This window comes from Pseudomonas sp. Soil_N_39 (genome assembly GCF_057655955.1).
This window is the reverse complement of record NZ_JBDGLI010000011.1, coordinates 96020-111129: the sequence shown is the minus strand read 5'-3', so window position 1 is coordinate 111129 and position 15110 is coordinate 96020. Positions and strand designations below refer to the sequence as shown.

Annotated in this window: 15 protein-coding genes; 6 read left to right on the top strand and 9 right to left on the bottom strand. The window is 62.1% G+C overall.

Annotated elements, in window-relative coordinates:
* The first annotated feature begins 304 nt into the window (after window positions 1-304).
* From AC3A5O_RS17625 to AC3A5O_RS17600, 6 genes are all read left to right on the top strand, one after another.
* Window positions 305-928 (top strand): CDP-alcohol phosphatidyltransferase family protein, encoded by a 624-nt coding sequence (locus AC3A5O_RS17625; RefSeq protein WP_487753493.1) that lies wholly within the window; start codon window positions 305-307, stop codon window positions 926-928.
* 11 nt (window positions 929-939) lie between these two features.
* Complete coding sequence (locus AC3A5O_RS17620) at window positions 940-2697, top strand: bifunctional alpha/beta hydrolase/class I SAM-dependent methyltransferase (protein ID WP_305468632.1); 1758 nt, start codon at window positions 940-942, stop codon at window positions 2695-2697.
* Window positions 2697-4040, top strand: coding sequence for a phosphatase PAP2/dual specificity phosphatase family protein (locus tag AC3A5O_RS17615; RefSeq protein ID WP_487753492.1), 1344 nt, complete (start codon window positions 2697-2699; stop codon window positions 4038-4040). Before AC3A5O_RS17620 ends, AC3A5O_RS17615 begins: the two co-directional genes overlap by 1 nt.
* Window positions 4030-4485 carry a hypothetical protein gene (locus AC3A5O_RS17610; protein ID WP_122566197.1) on the top strand — a complete coding sequence of 152 codons (456 nt, stop codon included), beginning with the start codon at window positions 4030-4032 and terminating at the stop codon, window positions 4483-4485. Before AC3A5O_RS17615 ends, AC3A5O_RS17610 begins: the two co-directional genes overlap by 11 nt.
* Window positions 4486-4682: 197 nt before the next feature.
* A complete protein-coding gene (locus AC3A5O_RS17605) occupies window positions 4683-5303 on the top strand; it encodes a lysophospholipid acyltransferase family protein (RefSeq protein WP_122566196.1) in 621 nt (206 codons plus the stop codon).
* Window position 5304: 1 nt separating this feature from the next.
* Window positions 5305-6237 (top strand): phosphatidate cytidylyltransferase, encoded by a 933-nt coding sequence (locus AC3A5O_RS17600; RefSeq protein ID WP_122566195.1) that lies wholly within the window; start codon window positions 5305-5307, stop codon window positions 6235-6237.
* 220 nt (window positions 6238-6457) lie between these two features.
* Here AC3A5O_RS17600 and AC3A5O_RS17595 read toward each other — a convergent pair whose 3' ends face one another.
* The 9 genes from AC3A5O_RS17595 to AC3A5O_RS17555 form a co-directional block, all read right to left on the bottom strand.
* Window positions 6458-7615: a glutathionylspermidine synthase family protein gene (locus AC3A5O_RS17595; RefSeq protein ID WP_305468634.1), complete on the bottom strand. Its 1158-nt coding sequence runs from the start codon at window positions 7613-7615 to the stop codon at window positions 6458-6460.
* A 12-nt stretch (window positions 7616-7627) separates the two neighbouring features.
* Complete coding sequence (locus tag AC3A5O_RS17590) at window positions 7628-8329, bottom strand: DUF1190 domain-containing protein (protein WP_122566193.1); 702 nt, start codon at window positions 8327-8329, stop codon at window positions 7628-7630.
* Window positions 8330-8348: 19 nt separating this feature from the next.
* Entirely contained in the window at window positions 8349-8777 is a 429-nt protein-coding gene (locus tag AC3A5O_RS17585; protein ID WP_014340424.1) for a DUF350 domain-containing protein, read from the bottom strand.
* A 15-nt stretch (window positions 8778-8792) separates the two neighbouring features.
* Window positions 8793-9455, bottom strand: coding sequence for a DUF2491 family protein (locus tag AC3A5O_RS17580; protein ID WP_487753491.1), 663 nt, complete (start codon window positions 9453-9455; stop codon window positions 8793-8795).
* Window positions 9442-10476, bottom strand: coding sequence for an ion channel (locus AC3A5O_RS17575; protein WP_487753490.1), 1035 nt, complete (start codon window positions 10474-10476; stop codon window positions 9442-9444). Before AC3A5O_RS17575 ends, AC3A5O_RS17580 begins: the two co-directional genes overlap by 14 nt.
* A 335-nt stretch (window positions 10477-10811) precedes the next feature.
* Window positions 10812-11510, bottom strand: coding sequence for a PspA/IM30 family protein (locus tag AC3A5O_RS17570; RefSeq protein WP_122566190.1), 699 nt, complete (start codon window positions 11508-11510; stop codon window positions 10812-10814).
* A gap of 22 nt (window positions 11511-11532) precedes the next feature.
* Window positions 11533-12114 (bottom strand): YjfI family protein, encoded by a 582-nt coding sequence (locus tag AC3A5O_RS17565; protein ID WP_003205989.1) that lies wholly within the window; start codon window positions 12112-12114, stop codon window positions 11533-11535.
* A gap of 538 nt (window positions 12115-12652) precedes the next feature.
* A complete protein-coding gene (locus AC3A5O_RS17560; protein WP_305468636.1) occupies window positions 12653-13486 on the bottom strand; it encodes a YfaP family protein in 834 nt (277 codons plus the stop codon).
* A gap of 3 nt (window positions 13487-13489) precedes the next feature.
* The gene (locus AC3A5O_RS17555) at window positions 13490-15109 is read right to left on the bottom strand and encodes a DUF2300 domain-containing protein (RefSeq protein ID WP_487753489.1); all 1620 of its coding nucleotides are present in this window, start codon (window positions 15107-15109) and stop codon (window positions 13490-13492) included.
* Window position 15110: the final 1 nt, after the last annotated feature.

Here is a 15110-nt window from a genome sequence, read left to right as displayed (position 1 = left end):
AGCGAGCTTGCTCGCGATGACGGTGGGTCAGCTGCCATTGAGGGTGACTGACACTCCGCTATCGCGAGCAAGCTCGCTCCCACAGGGGAATTTTGGTGAGGTCGGGATAGTGGCGAGGGAGCAAGCTCCCTCGCCACAGGGTTAGTGTTTTTTCACATGTCCCAGGGTGTCTTGCGCGGATAAATGCGCAAATAGATGCCTACCCGCACTCATTCTCAAGAAATACCCGCCAGCAACCCCTCAACCTATCGTAATCTTCCATCTGTATAAGCCCAGCCCCGCAACCGGCCGAGATCTCACCCCGATGCCCTCCATCTACCAACTCAAGCCTGCCTTTCAAAACCTGCTGCGCCCCATGGTTCAATGCCTCTACAACAACGGTGTCACCGCCAACCAGGTCACCCTGCTCGCGGGTGTCGTCTCGGTATTGGTGGGGGCGGTCATTGCCTGGTTCGCCAGCCATCCGTGGATATTCGTGCTGGTCCCGGTCTGGATGTTCCTGCGCATGGCCTTGAATGCCGTGGACGGCATGCTGGCGCGGGAGTTTGGTCAACAATCGCATCTGGGCGCCTACCTCAATGAGCTATGCGATATCATCGCCGACGTTGCCTTGATCCTGCCTTTTGCCTTGTTTGCCGATACCAGTCTTCTGCTCGTGTTGTTGGTCACGCTGTTGGCGTTGTTCAGCGAATACGCAGGCGTGCTGGGGCCGATGGTGGGGGCTTCGCGGCGCTACGACGGGCCGATGGGCAAGAGTGACCGCGCCTTTGTGTTTGGCGTGTTGGCGACCGGCATTGCCCTGGGTTGGCTCGGGGCGTTCTGGATAAATGGTGTGATGGCGGTGGTTGCCGCCCTGCTGGTTTATACCTTGGTCAATCGGGTCCGTCATGGCCTGGGCCAGGTGAAGGAAAACGCTCCCTCAGCATAAAGGAACTTGCAATGCGCGAAGCCCAACACCGGACATTCACCACCCACGATGGCGTGGAACTGTTCTACCAACACTGGCCGGCTGTCGACGCGGCAGCGGGTGAACCCCGTCAGGCTGTGTTGTTGTTCCATCGTGGTCATGAGCACTCCGGGCGCATCGCGCACCTGGTAGATGAACTGGACCTGCCCGGGTTCGACTTCTTTGCCTGGGACGCCCGCGGCCATGGCCAGTCGCCGGGCGAACGGGGCGACAGCCCGAGCTTCGCCACCAGTGCGCGGGACGTGCAGACCTTCTGCGATCACATCGGCGCTGTGCATCAGATCGACGAAGCGAACATCGCTGTGGTCGCACAAAGCGTCGGCGCGGTGATCGCGTCCACTTGGGTCCACGACTACGCGCCGCGCATTCGCTCGCTGGTGCTGGCGTCGCCGGCGTTCAAGGTCAAGCTCTACGTGCCGTTCGCTCGTCCGGGCCTGGCGCTGATGCGCAAGTTTCGTGGCAATTTCTTCGTCAACAGCTACGTCAAGGCGAAATTCCTCAGCCATGACCCGGAGCGCGTGGCGTCCTACGACAGCGATCCGCTGATCACCAAGGCCATTTCGGTGAACGTACTGCTGGGCCTGTACGAAGCCGCCGACCGCGTGGTGGCCGATGCCCAGGCGATCCAGGTGCCGACGCAGTTGTTGATCTCCGGCTCGGACTTTGTCGTGCACCGCAAACCCCAGGAGCAGTTCTTCGAACGCCTGGGCAGCCTGCACAAGGAAAAACACATTCTGCCGGGGTTCTTCCACGACACCCTCGGCGAGAAGAACCGTGCGCCAGCCGTTGCCAGTGCCCGTCGCTTCATCCTGCAAAACTTCGCCCGTCCGCTGGACCGCCCTTCCCTGCTGGACGCCGATCGCCTGGGCGCGACCTGCGCCGAAGCCGAAACCCTGGCCACGCCGCTGCCCCACAACTCGTTGCGTGACCTTTACTGGCGCATGACCCGCGCCAGCATGCGCTTTGGCAGCAAGTTGTCGGCCGGGGTGAAGCTGGGCTTCGACACCGGGTTCGACTCCGGCAGTACCCTGGATTACGTCTACCGCAACCGCCCCACCGGCACCTCGGCGCTGGGCAAGATGATCGACCAGAACTACCTGAACTCCATCGGCTGGCGCGGCATTCGCCAACGCAAGTTGCACGTTGAAGAGTTGCTGCGCCTGGCGATGGCCGAGTTGCGCGCCCAAGACCGCGAAGTGCGCATCGTCGACATCGCCGCCGGCCATGGCCGTTACATTCTCGAAGCGCTGCAAGGCGTCAGCCCGTTGCCCGAGTCGATCCTGCTGCGCGACTACAGCGACATCAACGTGCGCGACGGCAGTGCGCTGATCGTTGAAAAAGGCTTGGGCGATATTGCTCGGTTCGTCAAAGGTGACGCCTTCGACCGCCAGGATCTGGCGGCGCTGGAACCAAAACCAACCCTCGCCGTGGTGTCCGGCCTGTATGAACTGTTTGCCGACAACCAACTGGTCGGCGGCTCCCTCGCGGGCCTGGCCGAAGCCGTGGAGCCTGGCGGTTTCCTGGTCTACACCGGTCAGCCGTGGCACCCGCAACTGGAACTGATCGCCCGTGCCCTCACCAGTCACCGCGCCGGGCAGGCTTGGGTGATGCGTCGGCGCACGCAGGCGGAGATGGACCAATTGGTCGAGGCGGCGGGCTTTCGCAAGATCACCCTGCGTGTCGATGAATGGGGCATTTTCAGCGTTTCGCTGGCGCAGCGAGTGCAGTAATGAGCGCCGTCATCGCTCCGGCCCGCGAACCCGCACTGCTGAAACCGGCAGTGCTGTGGCTGCTGTTGTTGGCGCCGCTGTTCTTCAGCACCTACGGCTTTGCCACCTGGGTCACCTCCCAGCGTGACGACGTCGGCACGCTGGTGTTCGCCTGGGAAAGCCACATGCCGTTCATGGCCTGGACCATCGTCCCGTACTGGTCGATCGATTTGCTGTACGGCCTGTCCTTGCTGTTGCCCACCAGCCGCGACGAACTCAAGCGCCATGCCTTGCGCCTGCTCACGGCCCAGGTGATTGCGGTCAGTTGCTTCCTGCTCTGGCCGCTGCGCTTCACCTTCCCCCGACCGGAAATGGATGGGCTGTTCGGTTGGTTGTTCGACGTGCTCGCGGGGTTCGACAAGCCGTTCAACCAGGCACCGTCGCTGCACATCGCGCTGCTGGTGGTGCTGTGGGTGTGTTATCAGCGGCATCTGCAAGGCTTCTGGCGTTGGCTGATGCACGGTTGGTTCGCGTTGATTGGCGTGTCGGTGCTGACCACGTATCAACATCACTTTATCGACCTGCCCACGGGTGCGTTGGCCGGTTGGTTGTGTGTGTGGTTGTGGCCGTTGGATCGGCCGAGTCCGCTGCTGAGTGCGCGTCTGGCGGCCGATCCTGCCCGTCGACGCTTGGCCTTGCGTTATGGCGTGGGCGCGGCGGCGCTGTTCATTCCGGCGTTTGCCTTGGGCGGCGCGTGGCTCTGGCTGATCTGGCCGGCGGTCGCCGTACTCATGGTGGCGCTGAATTACCTGGTGTTCGGTGCCGACGGGTTCCAGAAGCGTGTCGATGGTCGCTTGAGCCCGGCGGTGCGCTGGTTGCTGGCGCCGTACCTGGCGGCGGCGTGGATCAATTCCCGCTGGTGGACGCGCAAGCATCCGCAGCCGGACCAAGTGGCGGATAACGTCTGGCTGGGGCGAATCCCTACGCCGATGGAGTTGAAGGACAGTGCGTTTACCGGCGTGCTCGACCTCTGCGCGGAGCTGTCCCTGGACAGCACGGGCATTGCCTATCGTGCCTTGCCGGTGCTCGACCTGACGGCGCCGACCACCGAGCAATGCCTGAAAGCGGCAGAGGCCATCGAAAGCCTGCGCCAGCACGGGCCGGTGCTGGTCTGCTGCGCCCTGGGTTATTCGCGCAGCGCCACGGCGGTGGTCGCCTGGTTGTTGCACAGTGGACGGGCGGCGAACGTTGATGCGGCGATCGTGCAAATCCAGCGAGTTCGCCCGCAGATTGTTTTGCACGGGGCGCACCGTCGGGCGTTGGAGGCCTTATCCAGAAGCCGGGAGAATGTCCATGATCACTGATATGGAGCTGCACACCGTGGCGAGCCTGTTGCGCCGGGGTCATTCGCTGGACCAGTTGTCCACCGGGCTGACGCTGCTGGCGGCGCTGGTGGGGTTGGGGCAATGGCTGGTGGGGGTCATCGATCCGTGGTTGCTGCTGTTGAGTGCGGCGCTACTGGTGCTCGGTGTGCTGGAAAAGTACTGGGCGTTGCGCGTGGCGTTTGACGCCGATCTGTTCCAGCGCATGGCGGACAGCACCCAATCCCTGGCCGAACGCACCTATACCTTGGATCAGGCCCTCACCTCGCTGGGCCTGCAACCCGCCGAACGCGCCGGCCGTCTCTGGACCGAACGCCGGCACGGTGCGTTGTTGCTGCTGCGGCGGCAGTCGCGATTATTGGCTGTACAAGTGGTCTTGGTGCTGGGCTTCATCCTGGCCAGTCCCTGGCTGGCGTCAGGTCTGTAGATAGTTTTTTGTGGCGAGGGGATTTATCCCCGCTGGGCTGCGCAGCAGCCCTAAAGCAGTTAACTCAATCTTCCTGGCACACCGAGTTGCCTGGTTTGGGGGCTGCTGCGCAGCCCAGCGGGGATAAATCCCCTCGCCACAAAGGAAGTGTTCCCTCGCCACAACCATGCTTATGTTTCTCAGGACAAGGAATCCTCATGTTCGAACCCGTGGTCGCCAACCTCATCACCTCCGCCGCCCGCATGGTCACGGGCGCTCGCAGCCTGTGGCTCGGTTGCGCGCCGACGCCGGTGCAAAGGATTTACTTCGCCAACCACAGCAGCCACGGTGACTTCGTGTTGCTCTGGGCCTCGCTGCCGCCAGCGCTGCGCAAGCTCACCCGCCCGGTGGCGGGGGCCGATTATTGGCAAACCAGCCCGATGCGTCGCTACATCATCAACCGGGTGTTCAACGGCGTGCTGGTGGACCGCGAGCGCAAGGATCCTTCCTACAACCCCTTGCAGCCCATGCTCGAAGCCCTGGAGAACGGCGACTCGCTGATCATCTTCCCCGAAGGCACGCGCAACCCCGACGAAGGCCTGCTGCCGTTCAAGAGCGGGATCTATCACTTGATGAAGGCTCATCCCGAGGTCGAGGTGATCCCGGTGTGGATCGCCAACCTCAACCGCGTCATGCCCAAAGGTCGGGTCTTGCCTCTGCCGCTGTTATGCACCACCAGTTTCGGCGCGCCGTTGTGCATCGAAGAAGGTGAAAGCAAAGAGCAATTTCTCGAACGCAGCCGCGCCGCGCTGCTGGCACTGGCCCCGGAGCACGTCTGACATGGATCGATATACCCTGATGTTGTTTGGCGGGATCGGCGCCATTCTGGTGTTGGCTTCGCTGGTTGGTTTCATTCTCAAGCTGCGCACCAAAGGCGCGCCGAACTCGGTTATCGATAACCTCAACGCGCGGATCAATGCCTGGTGGATCATGGTACTGGTGATCGGCGTGGCGTTCTGGCTCGGCAACGCGGCGGTCATCTTGTTGTTCTACGCGGTGTCGTTCTATGCCCTGCGGGAATTCCTCACCCTGACCCCGACCCGGCGCAGTGATTACCCGGCGCTGGTGGCGGCGTTCTACCTGGCGCTGCCGCTGCAATACCTGTTGATCTACTACGACTGGTACGGGCTGTTTTCGATCTTCATCCCGGTGTATGTGTTCCTGCTGCTGCCGATCCTGGCGTCCCTGGGCGGCGATAGCACGCACTTCCTCGAGCGCGCTTCGAAGGTTCAGTGGGGCTTGATGATCGCGGTGTTCTGCATCTCCTTCGTGCCCGCCCTGCTGACGCTGGACATCGCCGGTTTCGAAGGGCGCAACCTGTTGTTGATCGCCTACCTGGTGATCGTGGTGCAGCTGTCGGATGTGTTGCAGTACGTCTGCGGCAAGCTGTTCGGCAAACACAAGATCGCGCCGAACCTGTCGCCGTCGAAAACCGTGGAGGGTTTTGTCGGCGGCATTTTCCTGGCCTCGCTGATCGGTGGCGCGCTGTGGTGGATCACGCCGTTCAATCCCTGGCAGTCGTTCCTCATTGCCTTGCTGATCAACCTGCTGGGCTTTGCCGGCGGCATCGTCATGTCGGCGATCAAGCGCGACCGCGGCGTCAAGGACTGGGGCCACATGATCGAAGGCCACGGCGGCATGCTCGATCGACTGGACTCGGTCTGCTTTGCCGCGCCGATCTTCTTCCACTTGGTGCGGTACTGGTGGACCTGAGGGAAGTCTGCGGCAAACACCCGAACCTGTGGGAGCGAGCTTGCTCGCGATAGCGCCAGGTCAGTCGACATCGATGTTGGCTGATCCACCGCCATCGCGAGCAAGCTCGCTCCCACAGGGGGGTTCAGTATTTGGCCCATTGGCACACAGCTTCTGTGGCGAGGGGATTTATCCCCTCGCCACAGATAAATCCCCTGCCACAGGAGCGGCCTGCAATCGATCAGTCGAGGATCAGATGCGGCAAGAACCGGCTCGAATCCTTGGTGATCAAGCTGTTGTCTTCCCGCACGCCAATGCCCGCCGCCTGATCGCCAATGACCCAGGAGCCGATCAGGGTGTAGCTGTCGTCAAACTTCGGCAGCGGGGCGAATTCCTGGAGGATGAACGGTGCGTCGGTGTAGGGGCCGTCTTCTTTTACAATCAAGCCATCAGCGGTCTGCAGCTCGATGTTGGCGCCTTCCCGGGAAAAGAACGGCTTGCGCACCCAGCCCTTGGGCACGGCTTTGCTCGTGTCGGTATCCAAGTGGGCCGCGAGCAGGTTCGGGTGGCCTTTGTTGAATTCCCACAGCAGCGGCAGGATGCCTTTGTTGGAGATGATCGACTTCCAGGCTGGCTCGAAAAACTGCGTATCGCACTCGGCAATCGCGGCGCCGAAGGGCTCATGGAAGATGAACTCCCAGGCGTGCAGCTTGAACAGGTGCGGAATCCAGCGCTCCTCCAGATCCACGAAACGCCCGTCACTGTTGAGGCCGATGTCTTCGATATCGATGTGCCGCGATTGGATGCCGACTTTTTCCGCGATCAGGCGCAAGTAGTCCGTGGTGCCCTTGTCCTCCACCGAGCCTTTCATCGAGGCGAAATAGAACGGCTCCTTGAGCTGCAACTGGGCAAAGGCCTGGTGCAGCTTGGTGTCGATGCTGTTGAACTGGTCGGCATGGGCCGGCAGCACGCCGCGCTCGATGCATTGCTCCAGCCAACCCCACTGGAACGCCGCCGCCTCGTAGAGGCTGGTCGGCGTGTCGTAGTTGAGTTCCAACAGCTTGGCCGGGCCCGTGCCGTTGTAGGAGAAATCCATGCGCCCATACAGGTGCGGGTGGCCTTCCAGCCATGAAGTGCGCACCAGGTCGAAGAACGGTGCGGGAATGCTCAGGCGCTCCAGCAGTTCTTCGCTCTGGACCACACGGGCCACGAGGTCCATGCACATCTCGTGGATCTCGGTGGTCGGGTCTTCCAGGTCGTCCTCGATCTGCTTGAGGGTGAACTGGTAGTACGCGCTTTCGTCCCAATAGGGTTCGTCGTCGATGGTGTGGAACAGAAAGCCGAGCTGTTCGGCGGTCTGTTTCCAGTCAGGACGTTCTGCGCAATGGATCTTCTTCATGGCGCTGGTTCCTCAACCGCCGGAGCTGCTCGAACCGCCCCAACCGCTGCGGGCACTGGACTTGCTGCCGAAACCACCGCGAGACGTGGACGAAGCGACGGCCATCGCCTTGCTGCTCTTGATGGTGTCGGTGTAGCTGCCGTAGCGCGCCTGATTGGATCTGGTAAAGGTCGAGCCGCTGGAAACCCGCTGGCTGAGCGTCGAGGACCCGAAGCTGCCGCGATCATCGCGGTAGCGGTAGACCGGCTCGGAGTAATAGCTGTTGCGGTTGCTGCTCAACATGTTGCCGATCAGCATGCCAGTCAGCAGGTTGCCGAAGCCTGAGCCACCGACGTTCGCTTCCGAAGGCGGCAGCTGGGCCCGGGCGGCGTCGACCTGGGATTGCGTGACTTCGCCATCGGCGCTCAGCTCGAAGCCACCCAGCTTGGGGATGAACTGGCCGGCCGAGTCCTGCTGGCACCAATCGGGCACGAAGTCGGCATCGCAATCGGCCTGGCTGGCGTACGTCGGCGCGATGCGACGATGCTCGCTCATGGCGCTCATGTAGGCGTCGGCGCAAATGTCCACCGGCAGCTTTTCATCGACACATTGCTGGACGGACTGGAAGTTGTACTTCTTCTGCAACTTATAGGTTTTTTCCGTTGGCCCGCAGCCGGATATCGCCAGGGCGACCGACGCGGCCAGCGAAAGCTGGACGTACTTGCTTCGTTTCATCGGGATCTCCGTGGCGCAATCAGTTCGTGGAAGGCGTCATGCACGCGGCGTTCAACATGCCGACGCTGATGGCCACGGCAGCGATGTAGATACCCGCGGCAATTTCACCATTCTTAATGCGTGCGGAAGCGCCCTTGAGCACCAGGCTGGTCACCAGGAACGCCAGCAACTGAACGACAGCGGCGATCACCGCCCAGACGACGAAGTCCAGCATGCTGATCGAGTAGGCAATCACGTTGCTGGCCGGAATGGCGAAACCGATGACAGCGCCGCCCAGGGCGATGGCCGCGGCCACGTTGCCCGAGCGAATCAGCTCGAACTCCTTGTGCGGCGTGACGCGGGTGTAGATGAACTGGAACAGCGCGAACAGCACGGCGGCGCCGAGGATGTACATGACAAAGCCAAGCACGGCGGCTTTGTTCAGGGAAATGGAGAGCGCTTCAAGCATGGACTTCTTCCTTATTCAAAGAGTGTTCAGGTCAGTGGTGTACAGCGAAATACCCAGCGAAGTGCTCAGGCTGACGGTGCCTTCGGCGTCTTCTTCGACGGAGAACAGCAAAAACTCCCGGCGGTCCGTCAGGCCGGTGTCGCGGGCGTACAGCATCGAACGGTGCTCGACACTGTAGGCCTCATCCGGATTACTCACGCGCTCGCTCAACGTCACCAGTTCCGTCTGGCCCGCCTCGGTGCCCCATTCGCGGGTGTACTCGACGCCGTCATGGGTGTAGGTCGGCAGGCCGATCAGGCTTTCGGGACCGGCCAGGCGACGCAATTCCGCTTCACTGTTGATCGTGACGTAGCTGAGGTAGTTGAACAGGATCACCGACTCGACCTGCCCGGCGATGTCGCCGCTGGTGTGCACTTGCAGCCAGTAGTCTTCGTCGTTCATGTAGCAGCGCGACAGCCAGTTCGACTGCCCAAGGTCAACGATGCCCAGGCTCCAGATCTGTTGGGAGCCCGGGATGACCACGCTGCTATTGCCGTCGAGCAACAACTTGAGCGTGGCATCGAACATGACCTGCTTGCCGGAGGCCAAGCCCAGCGGCCCGGTGACGGGCGCGCCGTGGCTGGCTGTCGGGTTCGCGTTCGGGGCCTCAAGCCCCATCAACTGTTTAAACCACCCCATGGGAAATTTCCTTGAGACGCGCGGAGGCGATGTAGAAGAGTTCTCCGCCCACAACGCGCGTGGTGCCAGGCGGGTTGATCGCTGGGTGTCGGGCGCCCTGGGCGCGGTAGCCGATCAGCGTAGCGTTGTGCTGCTCTTTCATCCGGGTGTAGAGCTCGCCGAACGTCGCTTCAAACGCCTCGGGCAGTTTCATCAGGTACTGCGTGGCGCCTTCGCCGACGCAGAGCAACTCATTGATGACCACCGACGACCCTGGATCCTGGGAGGCCCGCACCAACATTTCGATGGCCATGCTGGAGGTGCATTCCAGGCTCGGCGCATAGGCGCTGGCAAGGGCGGCGATTTCGCTGTCATTGAAGTGGGCGACCACGTGCCCGGCAGGCCCCAGTTGATTGACCGCCAGCACGGTGGCCAGGGTCAGGTCGTCGGAATGGGTGCGCACCAGCACGCGTTCGGCACCCGGTACGCCGGCACGCTGCAACAGCGCGACGGAGGACAGGCTGTCGCCTTTGATGAACGAGGCCTTGCCGGGCATGGGGTTTTCTTCAAGATCGCAATCGCAGATGACGATCAGGTTGTCATTGGAGGTTTCGTCCTGCAGGAGCAGTTCGATGACCCGCTCGCTGGAGGCGCCCTCCCAACCGATGAGCACCGTATGGCCGACCTGGCCGGTGAAATCGCCTTTGCCCTTCATGCCTTTTCTCCATACATCGATGACGCTGCTGGTGGTTTTGCCGATGACCGTCGTCAACAGGGCAATGCCCCCGAGCATGATCCAGGTCGCCACAAAAATTCGCCCGGCGGATGTCTGTGGCAACAGATCGCCATAGCCGACGGTGAGCGTGGTGGTGAGATAGAAGTAGATAAACGTGGCGGCGGCAATGAGGTGTTGCTCGCCCAGCAGCACCAGGCCGATCCAGGCTATGGCCAGGTGCACGCCCAACGCAATGACCAGGCCCGCCCAGCCGAACCGATGGAAGAAGGACGATGCGTACGTGCGCAACAAAAGGAAAATCGACATTTCGTCCCTGACTCCGTGGGGCTTTGTTCCTGGCGGGATCATCACTCTGGCGCCAGAGGGCTCGAGCGTAGTGGCCGGACAGCATTAAACCTGTTGCGGCGCTTGGATAGAATACCTTGGAGACAATAAATCCGATGAGCAGGCCGGCCAGGCACAGTCCTTGTGGCGAGGGGATTTATCCCCGCTGGGTTGCGAAGCAGCCCCAAAGCAGCGAACGCTACCTAACTGACACACCGAGGTGTCAGATTTTAGGGTTGCTTCGCAACCCAGCGGGGATAAATCCCCTCGCCACAGGTTTTGTGCTCGGCCTGCCTTGATTGATCAGGCCGAACCGATCACTCAGCCGATTTTTTCTTCAAGCGCTCCAGAATCGCATTGGCGCTGCCTTCGTTCGGCGTGATGCCGGCGTCGCGCAGCTTGCGTTCCAGGTCGGAGCCGGTCGAAGCCTCGGCCAGTTCGTCCTGGGCTTGCAGTTCAGCGGCACGTTGCTGTTGCTTGGCTTGCAGGCGGTTGAGCGTACCGACGGCGGTTTCCAGCTTGCCATTGGCGCCGCCGCTGGCGATCGAGGCACTGACCTGGGCCTTCTGCACGCTTTCGCGGGCCTTGGCCATGTCCACTTGCTGGCGCAGGCTCTTGATGCGGCTTTCAGCCTTGGTGATGTCCTTGCGCATGTTGTCCGCGTAGCCGCCGAATTCGGTCGCGTGCTTTTGCTCGGCGTCCAGTTCGGTGGTCAGGGTCGAAATGGCTTCGGCCACTTCCAGTGCCAGGTCTTCGCGGTTGGCCTGGATCGCGGCCAGGGCCTTGGCTTCCAGGTCCTTGATCTTGGCGTTGTATTCGCCAACACGATCGGTCGCCAGCTTGTGCTTGGCCATGATGGTGACCAGCTCACGCTTGGCATTGGCCAGCGCGCTGTCGGCATCGCGGATTTCCTGATCGAGGATGCGCAGGGCCTGTTGGTCGACGATCGATTCGCCGACTTCGCTGGCACCGCCACGCAGTGCGGTGAACAACTTGCTCCAGATGGACTGAGTCATTGGATGGTTCCTATTCGGCGAATTAGATGAAGAAGCGTTCGAACGCTTCGCTGGCGCGCTGGACGTTGTCGACGAGGGTTTTGACCTCGGTGACGACGTTGGTCAGGCTGGAGTCGGAGCTCAACGCGCCGAACATGTTGTAGACGACCTGTCCGTTGGGCATGGTCTCGATGCCGATGGACGACAGCGGGAACATTTCACGGCTGCGCAACACGGCGTCGTTGAATGCCGCCACGTCGCTGATCGACTCGACATCCACCAGGACGGTGTCGACGATGATCTGGTCGCCGACCACAGCGATGTAGATCGGCAAGCCACCGAAGTCATTCATTTCCAGCTTGATGCTGGATTCGGAGCCTTGGACGAGGGAGAGAGTGATGTCGTTCGCGACCACTTCGTCCAGGGCCTGAAGGGCGCTGTAGAGGCGATCGATGTTCCAGTTATTACCTGCGCTCATGTAATCCTCCGACATGAATGAGCCAGCCAGAATCGGTTGGCGTAGCTGTTTCTCCATTTGCTTGAGCAGGCTCCGGTTTTCGGGAAGCACCCAAGTCTCGTGTTTCACATACCCGGCGGCACTCAGGCCCGCGCGCATCTGCTTCATGTAGAAGCTCGATGGTTTTTTCGCGGCGGGTTTGGCGCGCGCTCCCGTGCGGCTCGCTGAATCGGTCACAGACCCGTCAGACGGATCTGATGGAGCGCTGGTTGGCATGGTACTGACCCCACTGTGAAAAACTCACGCGTGAGAAACACTACAGGTACTTTCCAAACCTCACAATAGCTCACGCGTGAGATTTTTCCCTATCACAAATGCTGACATCCCCCCTTGTGGGAGCGAGCTTGCTCGCGATAGCGGTGCATCAGTTTGCAGAGAGGTTGGATTTACCGACGCTATTCGCGAGCAAGCTCGCTCCCACAGGTTTTTTGGGGTGGTCACAAATCCTCAGTCCACCACAGATCCAATGTGGGAGCGTTCACAGATCAGGCATCCACCATAGATCCTCTGTGGGAGCTGAGCTTGCTCGCGATGGCGGTGGGTCAGCTTGCATTGATGTTGGATGCAAGACCGTCATCGCGAGCAAGCTCGGCTCCCACAGGAGATCTCCACAGGCTGTAAATTCAGTTGTGGCTGCGACGATGCCTTACGGATAGCTAAAGCTCTTGACCAACGTCAGCTCGCCCACCGCCCGCATCGGCACGACGAAGGTTTCCATTTTCTCGTTCGGCGTGCCTTCCTCCGTGATCACGGTGACCTGCGCAGTGGTCAGGGCTTGTTGCGCCTGCTCTCCACCGCCCTCACCTTCTTCGCCGTCCTCCTCACTGCGATAACCGCCGCCGTAGTAATTCACATACACCAGGTACTGGCCTTTGATCGGCGCGGGCATGGCGAAGATTTCCGGGCCGTAGCCGGTGGTGACGTCGACGTCGAGGGCGGCGCCGTTGGCGACGGCGCGATCGCCGTACCAGATGTGCGCACCATCGGGGGTGACCAGGTGCAGGTCCAGGTCGGTGCCGTCGCTGTCCCAAGTCAGCAACACCCGCAGCTTGGCCGGTGTGGCGCCGCCGCTGGTGTTGAGAAATTGCGTGCGGTGGCGCTGTTGGCCATCGGCGCTGCGCACTTCCACGCTGTTGCTGCCGTTGGGGAACGAGAACGGCCGGTCGAAACGACCTTCCTCATCCAGCTTCAGCGGCAGGCTCACACCGTTGACGATCAACTGGCCCGGCGCGTTGCTGCCCTTGGGCGCGCCTTTGATCTGCCCAGTGATGCGGGCGGTGTTGGCCTGGCCCGGGGGCGTGTTGACTGACGAAGCCGGGTAGTTGACGGTCTGGCTGAAGCTTTCGCCTTCACCGCCCGGCGCCCCGCTGCGCCAGCCGCCGATAGGGGTGTCGAGCTTGATGGAGTCGGCGGCCATGGCCGATGGCAACGCGGTCAGGGCGCAGAGCAACAGCAAGACCTGTGGATAACGGAGTGTCATGGTCTATTCCAGCAAAAGGTGACGGGCGAGCCCTTCGATATAGGTTTCGTCCTGGCCGTTGGGGTGAGCTTCGAAGGCCAGGTGCAAATATTCATGCGTCAGGTCGAGACGGTCTTGCAGCGACAGCACGCCGCGCACATAGATGCGCTGGCGCTCGCGGTCGACATAAGGCCGGCCGAAGGCGACGCGGCAGACGGCGAAAGCGCTGATTTCGTTGTAGCCCACTTCACTTTCCAACCGCTCACGCCAGCCCCGACGCTGCTTGAGCAACCAATCCTGGGCGGCGGGCAGCGCCTCACAGGAGGCCACCGGGTTGTCCCAGCGGCTGAGGCTGGCACGCGGATAGGCGTGCAGCAGGATGGCGTCGTAGCGTTGGCCCGCGTTGGCTTGCTCCACCGCTTGCGCCCAGGACAATTTGTCCGGGCCGGGCTGGTCGGAGTGGTAGGTGACATCGGTGCCGGCCAGGACCAGGTCGCTGGTCCAGGCGGCAATGGCGCGGGTTTCCGGTGCCGCCGGACGGGGCGCGACGCGCTGGCGATGGCTGCTGTCGTCAATGCTCAGGCAATCACCGTTGCGTTGGGCGTTTTGCAGCAGATAGGTGCGGATCGCCACGGCCAGGGCCTTGGCGGCTTCGGCAGGTTCGGCCTTGGCTTCGCGCTGCAAGACCCGGGCGACGTATTCCTCCCGGTCCAGGCGCGCCACCAGCTTGCCGGGCATCAGGAACAGCTCGCCATCGCTGTGGATGTCCAGTTGATTGCCGTTGGTGAACTCGACGCGGTAATCACCGCGCAGTTGACCCGGCGTGGCCGGCCGGTCACCGACCATCACCCGCTGCAAGGGATAGCGGGCAAACAGGCCGACTTCCACGCAACGCCCGGTTTCCGCCGGCCAGCGGGATGGCAATGCCGTCGCTAAACCTTCCCCGTAGACCTTCAGGACCTGCTGGCTGGTGCCGCGTCCACCGGCCCACACCGGCGTGCCGTCGGCCAGCCAACCGGCGAAACCGCCCTGCCGGGAGGAAGGCCCCTGGTCACCCAGCCAGCTCCAGGTCTTGACCCGCAGGCGACTGCCCAACTCGCCCACCAGCCGCCCGTCCGCCGCGCCGAGCACCACATCCAGCAGCACCCGACGAGCCTGGTCCTGGGCCGGCAGCATGGCCAGGGCCTTGAGCAGTTCCGCGACCGGCACCTGCGTCTGGGGCTGCAAGGTCGGCAGGTCCAACAACCAGGCCGGCGCCTGGCGGGCCTGCCAGTAATCGCGCCAGTTCGAAGCCGACAACCCGAGCCGCTGCGGCTCGAAATACAAGCCACAGGACTTCACCAGCGCCTGGTCGCGACCGATGCTCTGCCCGGCGTTGCAGCAATAGACTTCTTCCTTCGACTCGCCACGGCACTCATAGACCGGTTCGCGAGCGTCGGTGTCCACCAGCCAGGCGTAGACAAACAGCTTCCACAGGCTACCCAACGGTGCCTGCAAGGAAGCAGGCAGCGGCTGGCGATCCAGCACCTGCGTTTGATTCACCCGCAGCAACTGGCCGTCGAAGGCCAGGCGCAACGGCTCGTCCTGCGCCGTTGCCAGCGCAGGGATCAAGCACAACAGCCACCCAACCCACAGCTGACGCATG

Bases quoted from the DNA above. Each gene is read 5' to 3' on its own strand.
- AC3A5O_RS17610 (WP_122566197.1), top strand. From the start codon at position 4,030: ATGATCACTGATATGGAGCTGCACACCGTGGCGAGCCTGTTGCGCCGG.
- AC3A5O_RS17570 (WP_122566190.1), bottom strand. From the start codon at position 11,510: ATGACTCAGTCCATCTGGAGCAAGTTGTTCACCGCACTGCGTGGCGGT.
- AC3A5O_RS17565 (WP_003205989.1), bottom strand. From the start codon at position 12,114: ATGAAGCAGATGCGCGCGGGCCTGAGTGCCGCCGGGTATGTGAAACAC.
- AC3A5O_RS17620 (WP_305468632.1), top strand. From the start codon at position 940: ATGCGCGAAGCCCAACACCGGACATTCACCACCCACGATGGCGTGGAA.
- AC3A5O_RS17555 (WP_487753489.1), bottom strand. From the start codon at position 15,109: ATGCGTCAGCTGTGGGTTGGGTGGCTGTTGTGCTTGATCCCTGCGCTG.
- AC3A5O_RS17580 (WP_487753491.1), bottom strand. From the start codon at position 9,455: ATGGGGTGGTTTAAACAGTTGATGGGGCTTGAGGCCCCGAACGCGAAC.
- AC3A5O_RS17625 (WP_487753493.1), top strand. From the start codon at position 305: ATGCCCTCCATCTACCAACTCAAGCCTGCCTTTCAAAACCTGCTGCGC.
- AC3A5O_RS17595 (WP_305468634.1), bottom strand. From the start codon at position 7,615: ATGAAGAAGATCCATTGCGCAGAACGTCCTGACTGGAAACAGACCGCC.
- AC3A5O_RS17560 (WP_305468636.1), bottom strand. From the start codon at position 13,486: ATGACACTCCGTTATCCACAGGTCTTGCTGTTGCTCTGCGCCCTGACC.
- AC3A5O_RS17600 (WP_122566195.1), top strand. From the start codon at position 5,305: ATGGATCGATATACCCTGATGTTGTTTGGCGGGATCGGCGCCATTCTG.
- AC3A5O_RS17605 (WP_122566196.1), top strand. From the start codon at position 4,683: ATGTTCGAACCCGTGGTCGCCAACCTCATCACCTCCGCCGCCCGCATG.
- AC3A5O_RS17585 (WP_014340424.1), bottom strand. From the start codon at position 8,777: ATGCTTGAAGCGCTCTCCATTTCCCTGAACAAAGCCGCCGTGCTTGGC.
- AC3A5O_RS17615 (WP_487753492.1), top strand. From the start codon at position 2,697: ATGAGCGCCGTCATCGCTCCGGCCCGCGAACCCGCACTGCTGAAACCG.
- AC3A5O_RS17575 (WP_487753490.1), bottom strand. From the start codon at position 10,476: ATGTCGATTTTCCTTTTGTTGCGCACGTACGCATCGTCCTTCTTCCAT.
- AC3A5O_RS17590 (WP_122566193.1), bottom strand. From the start codon at position 8,329: ATGAAACGAAGCAAGTACGTCCAGCTTTCGCTGGCCGCGTCGGTCGCC.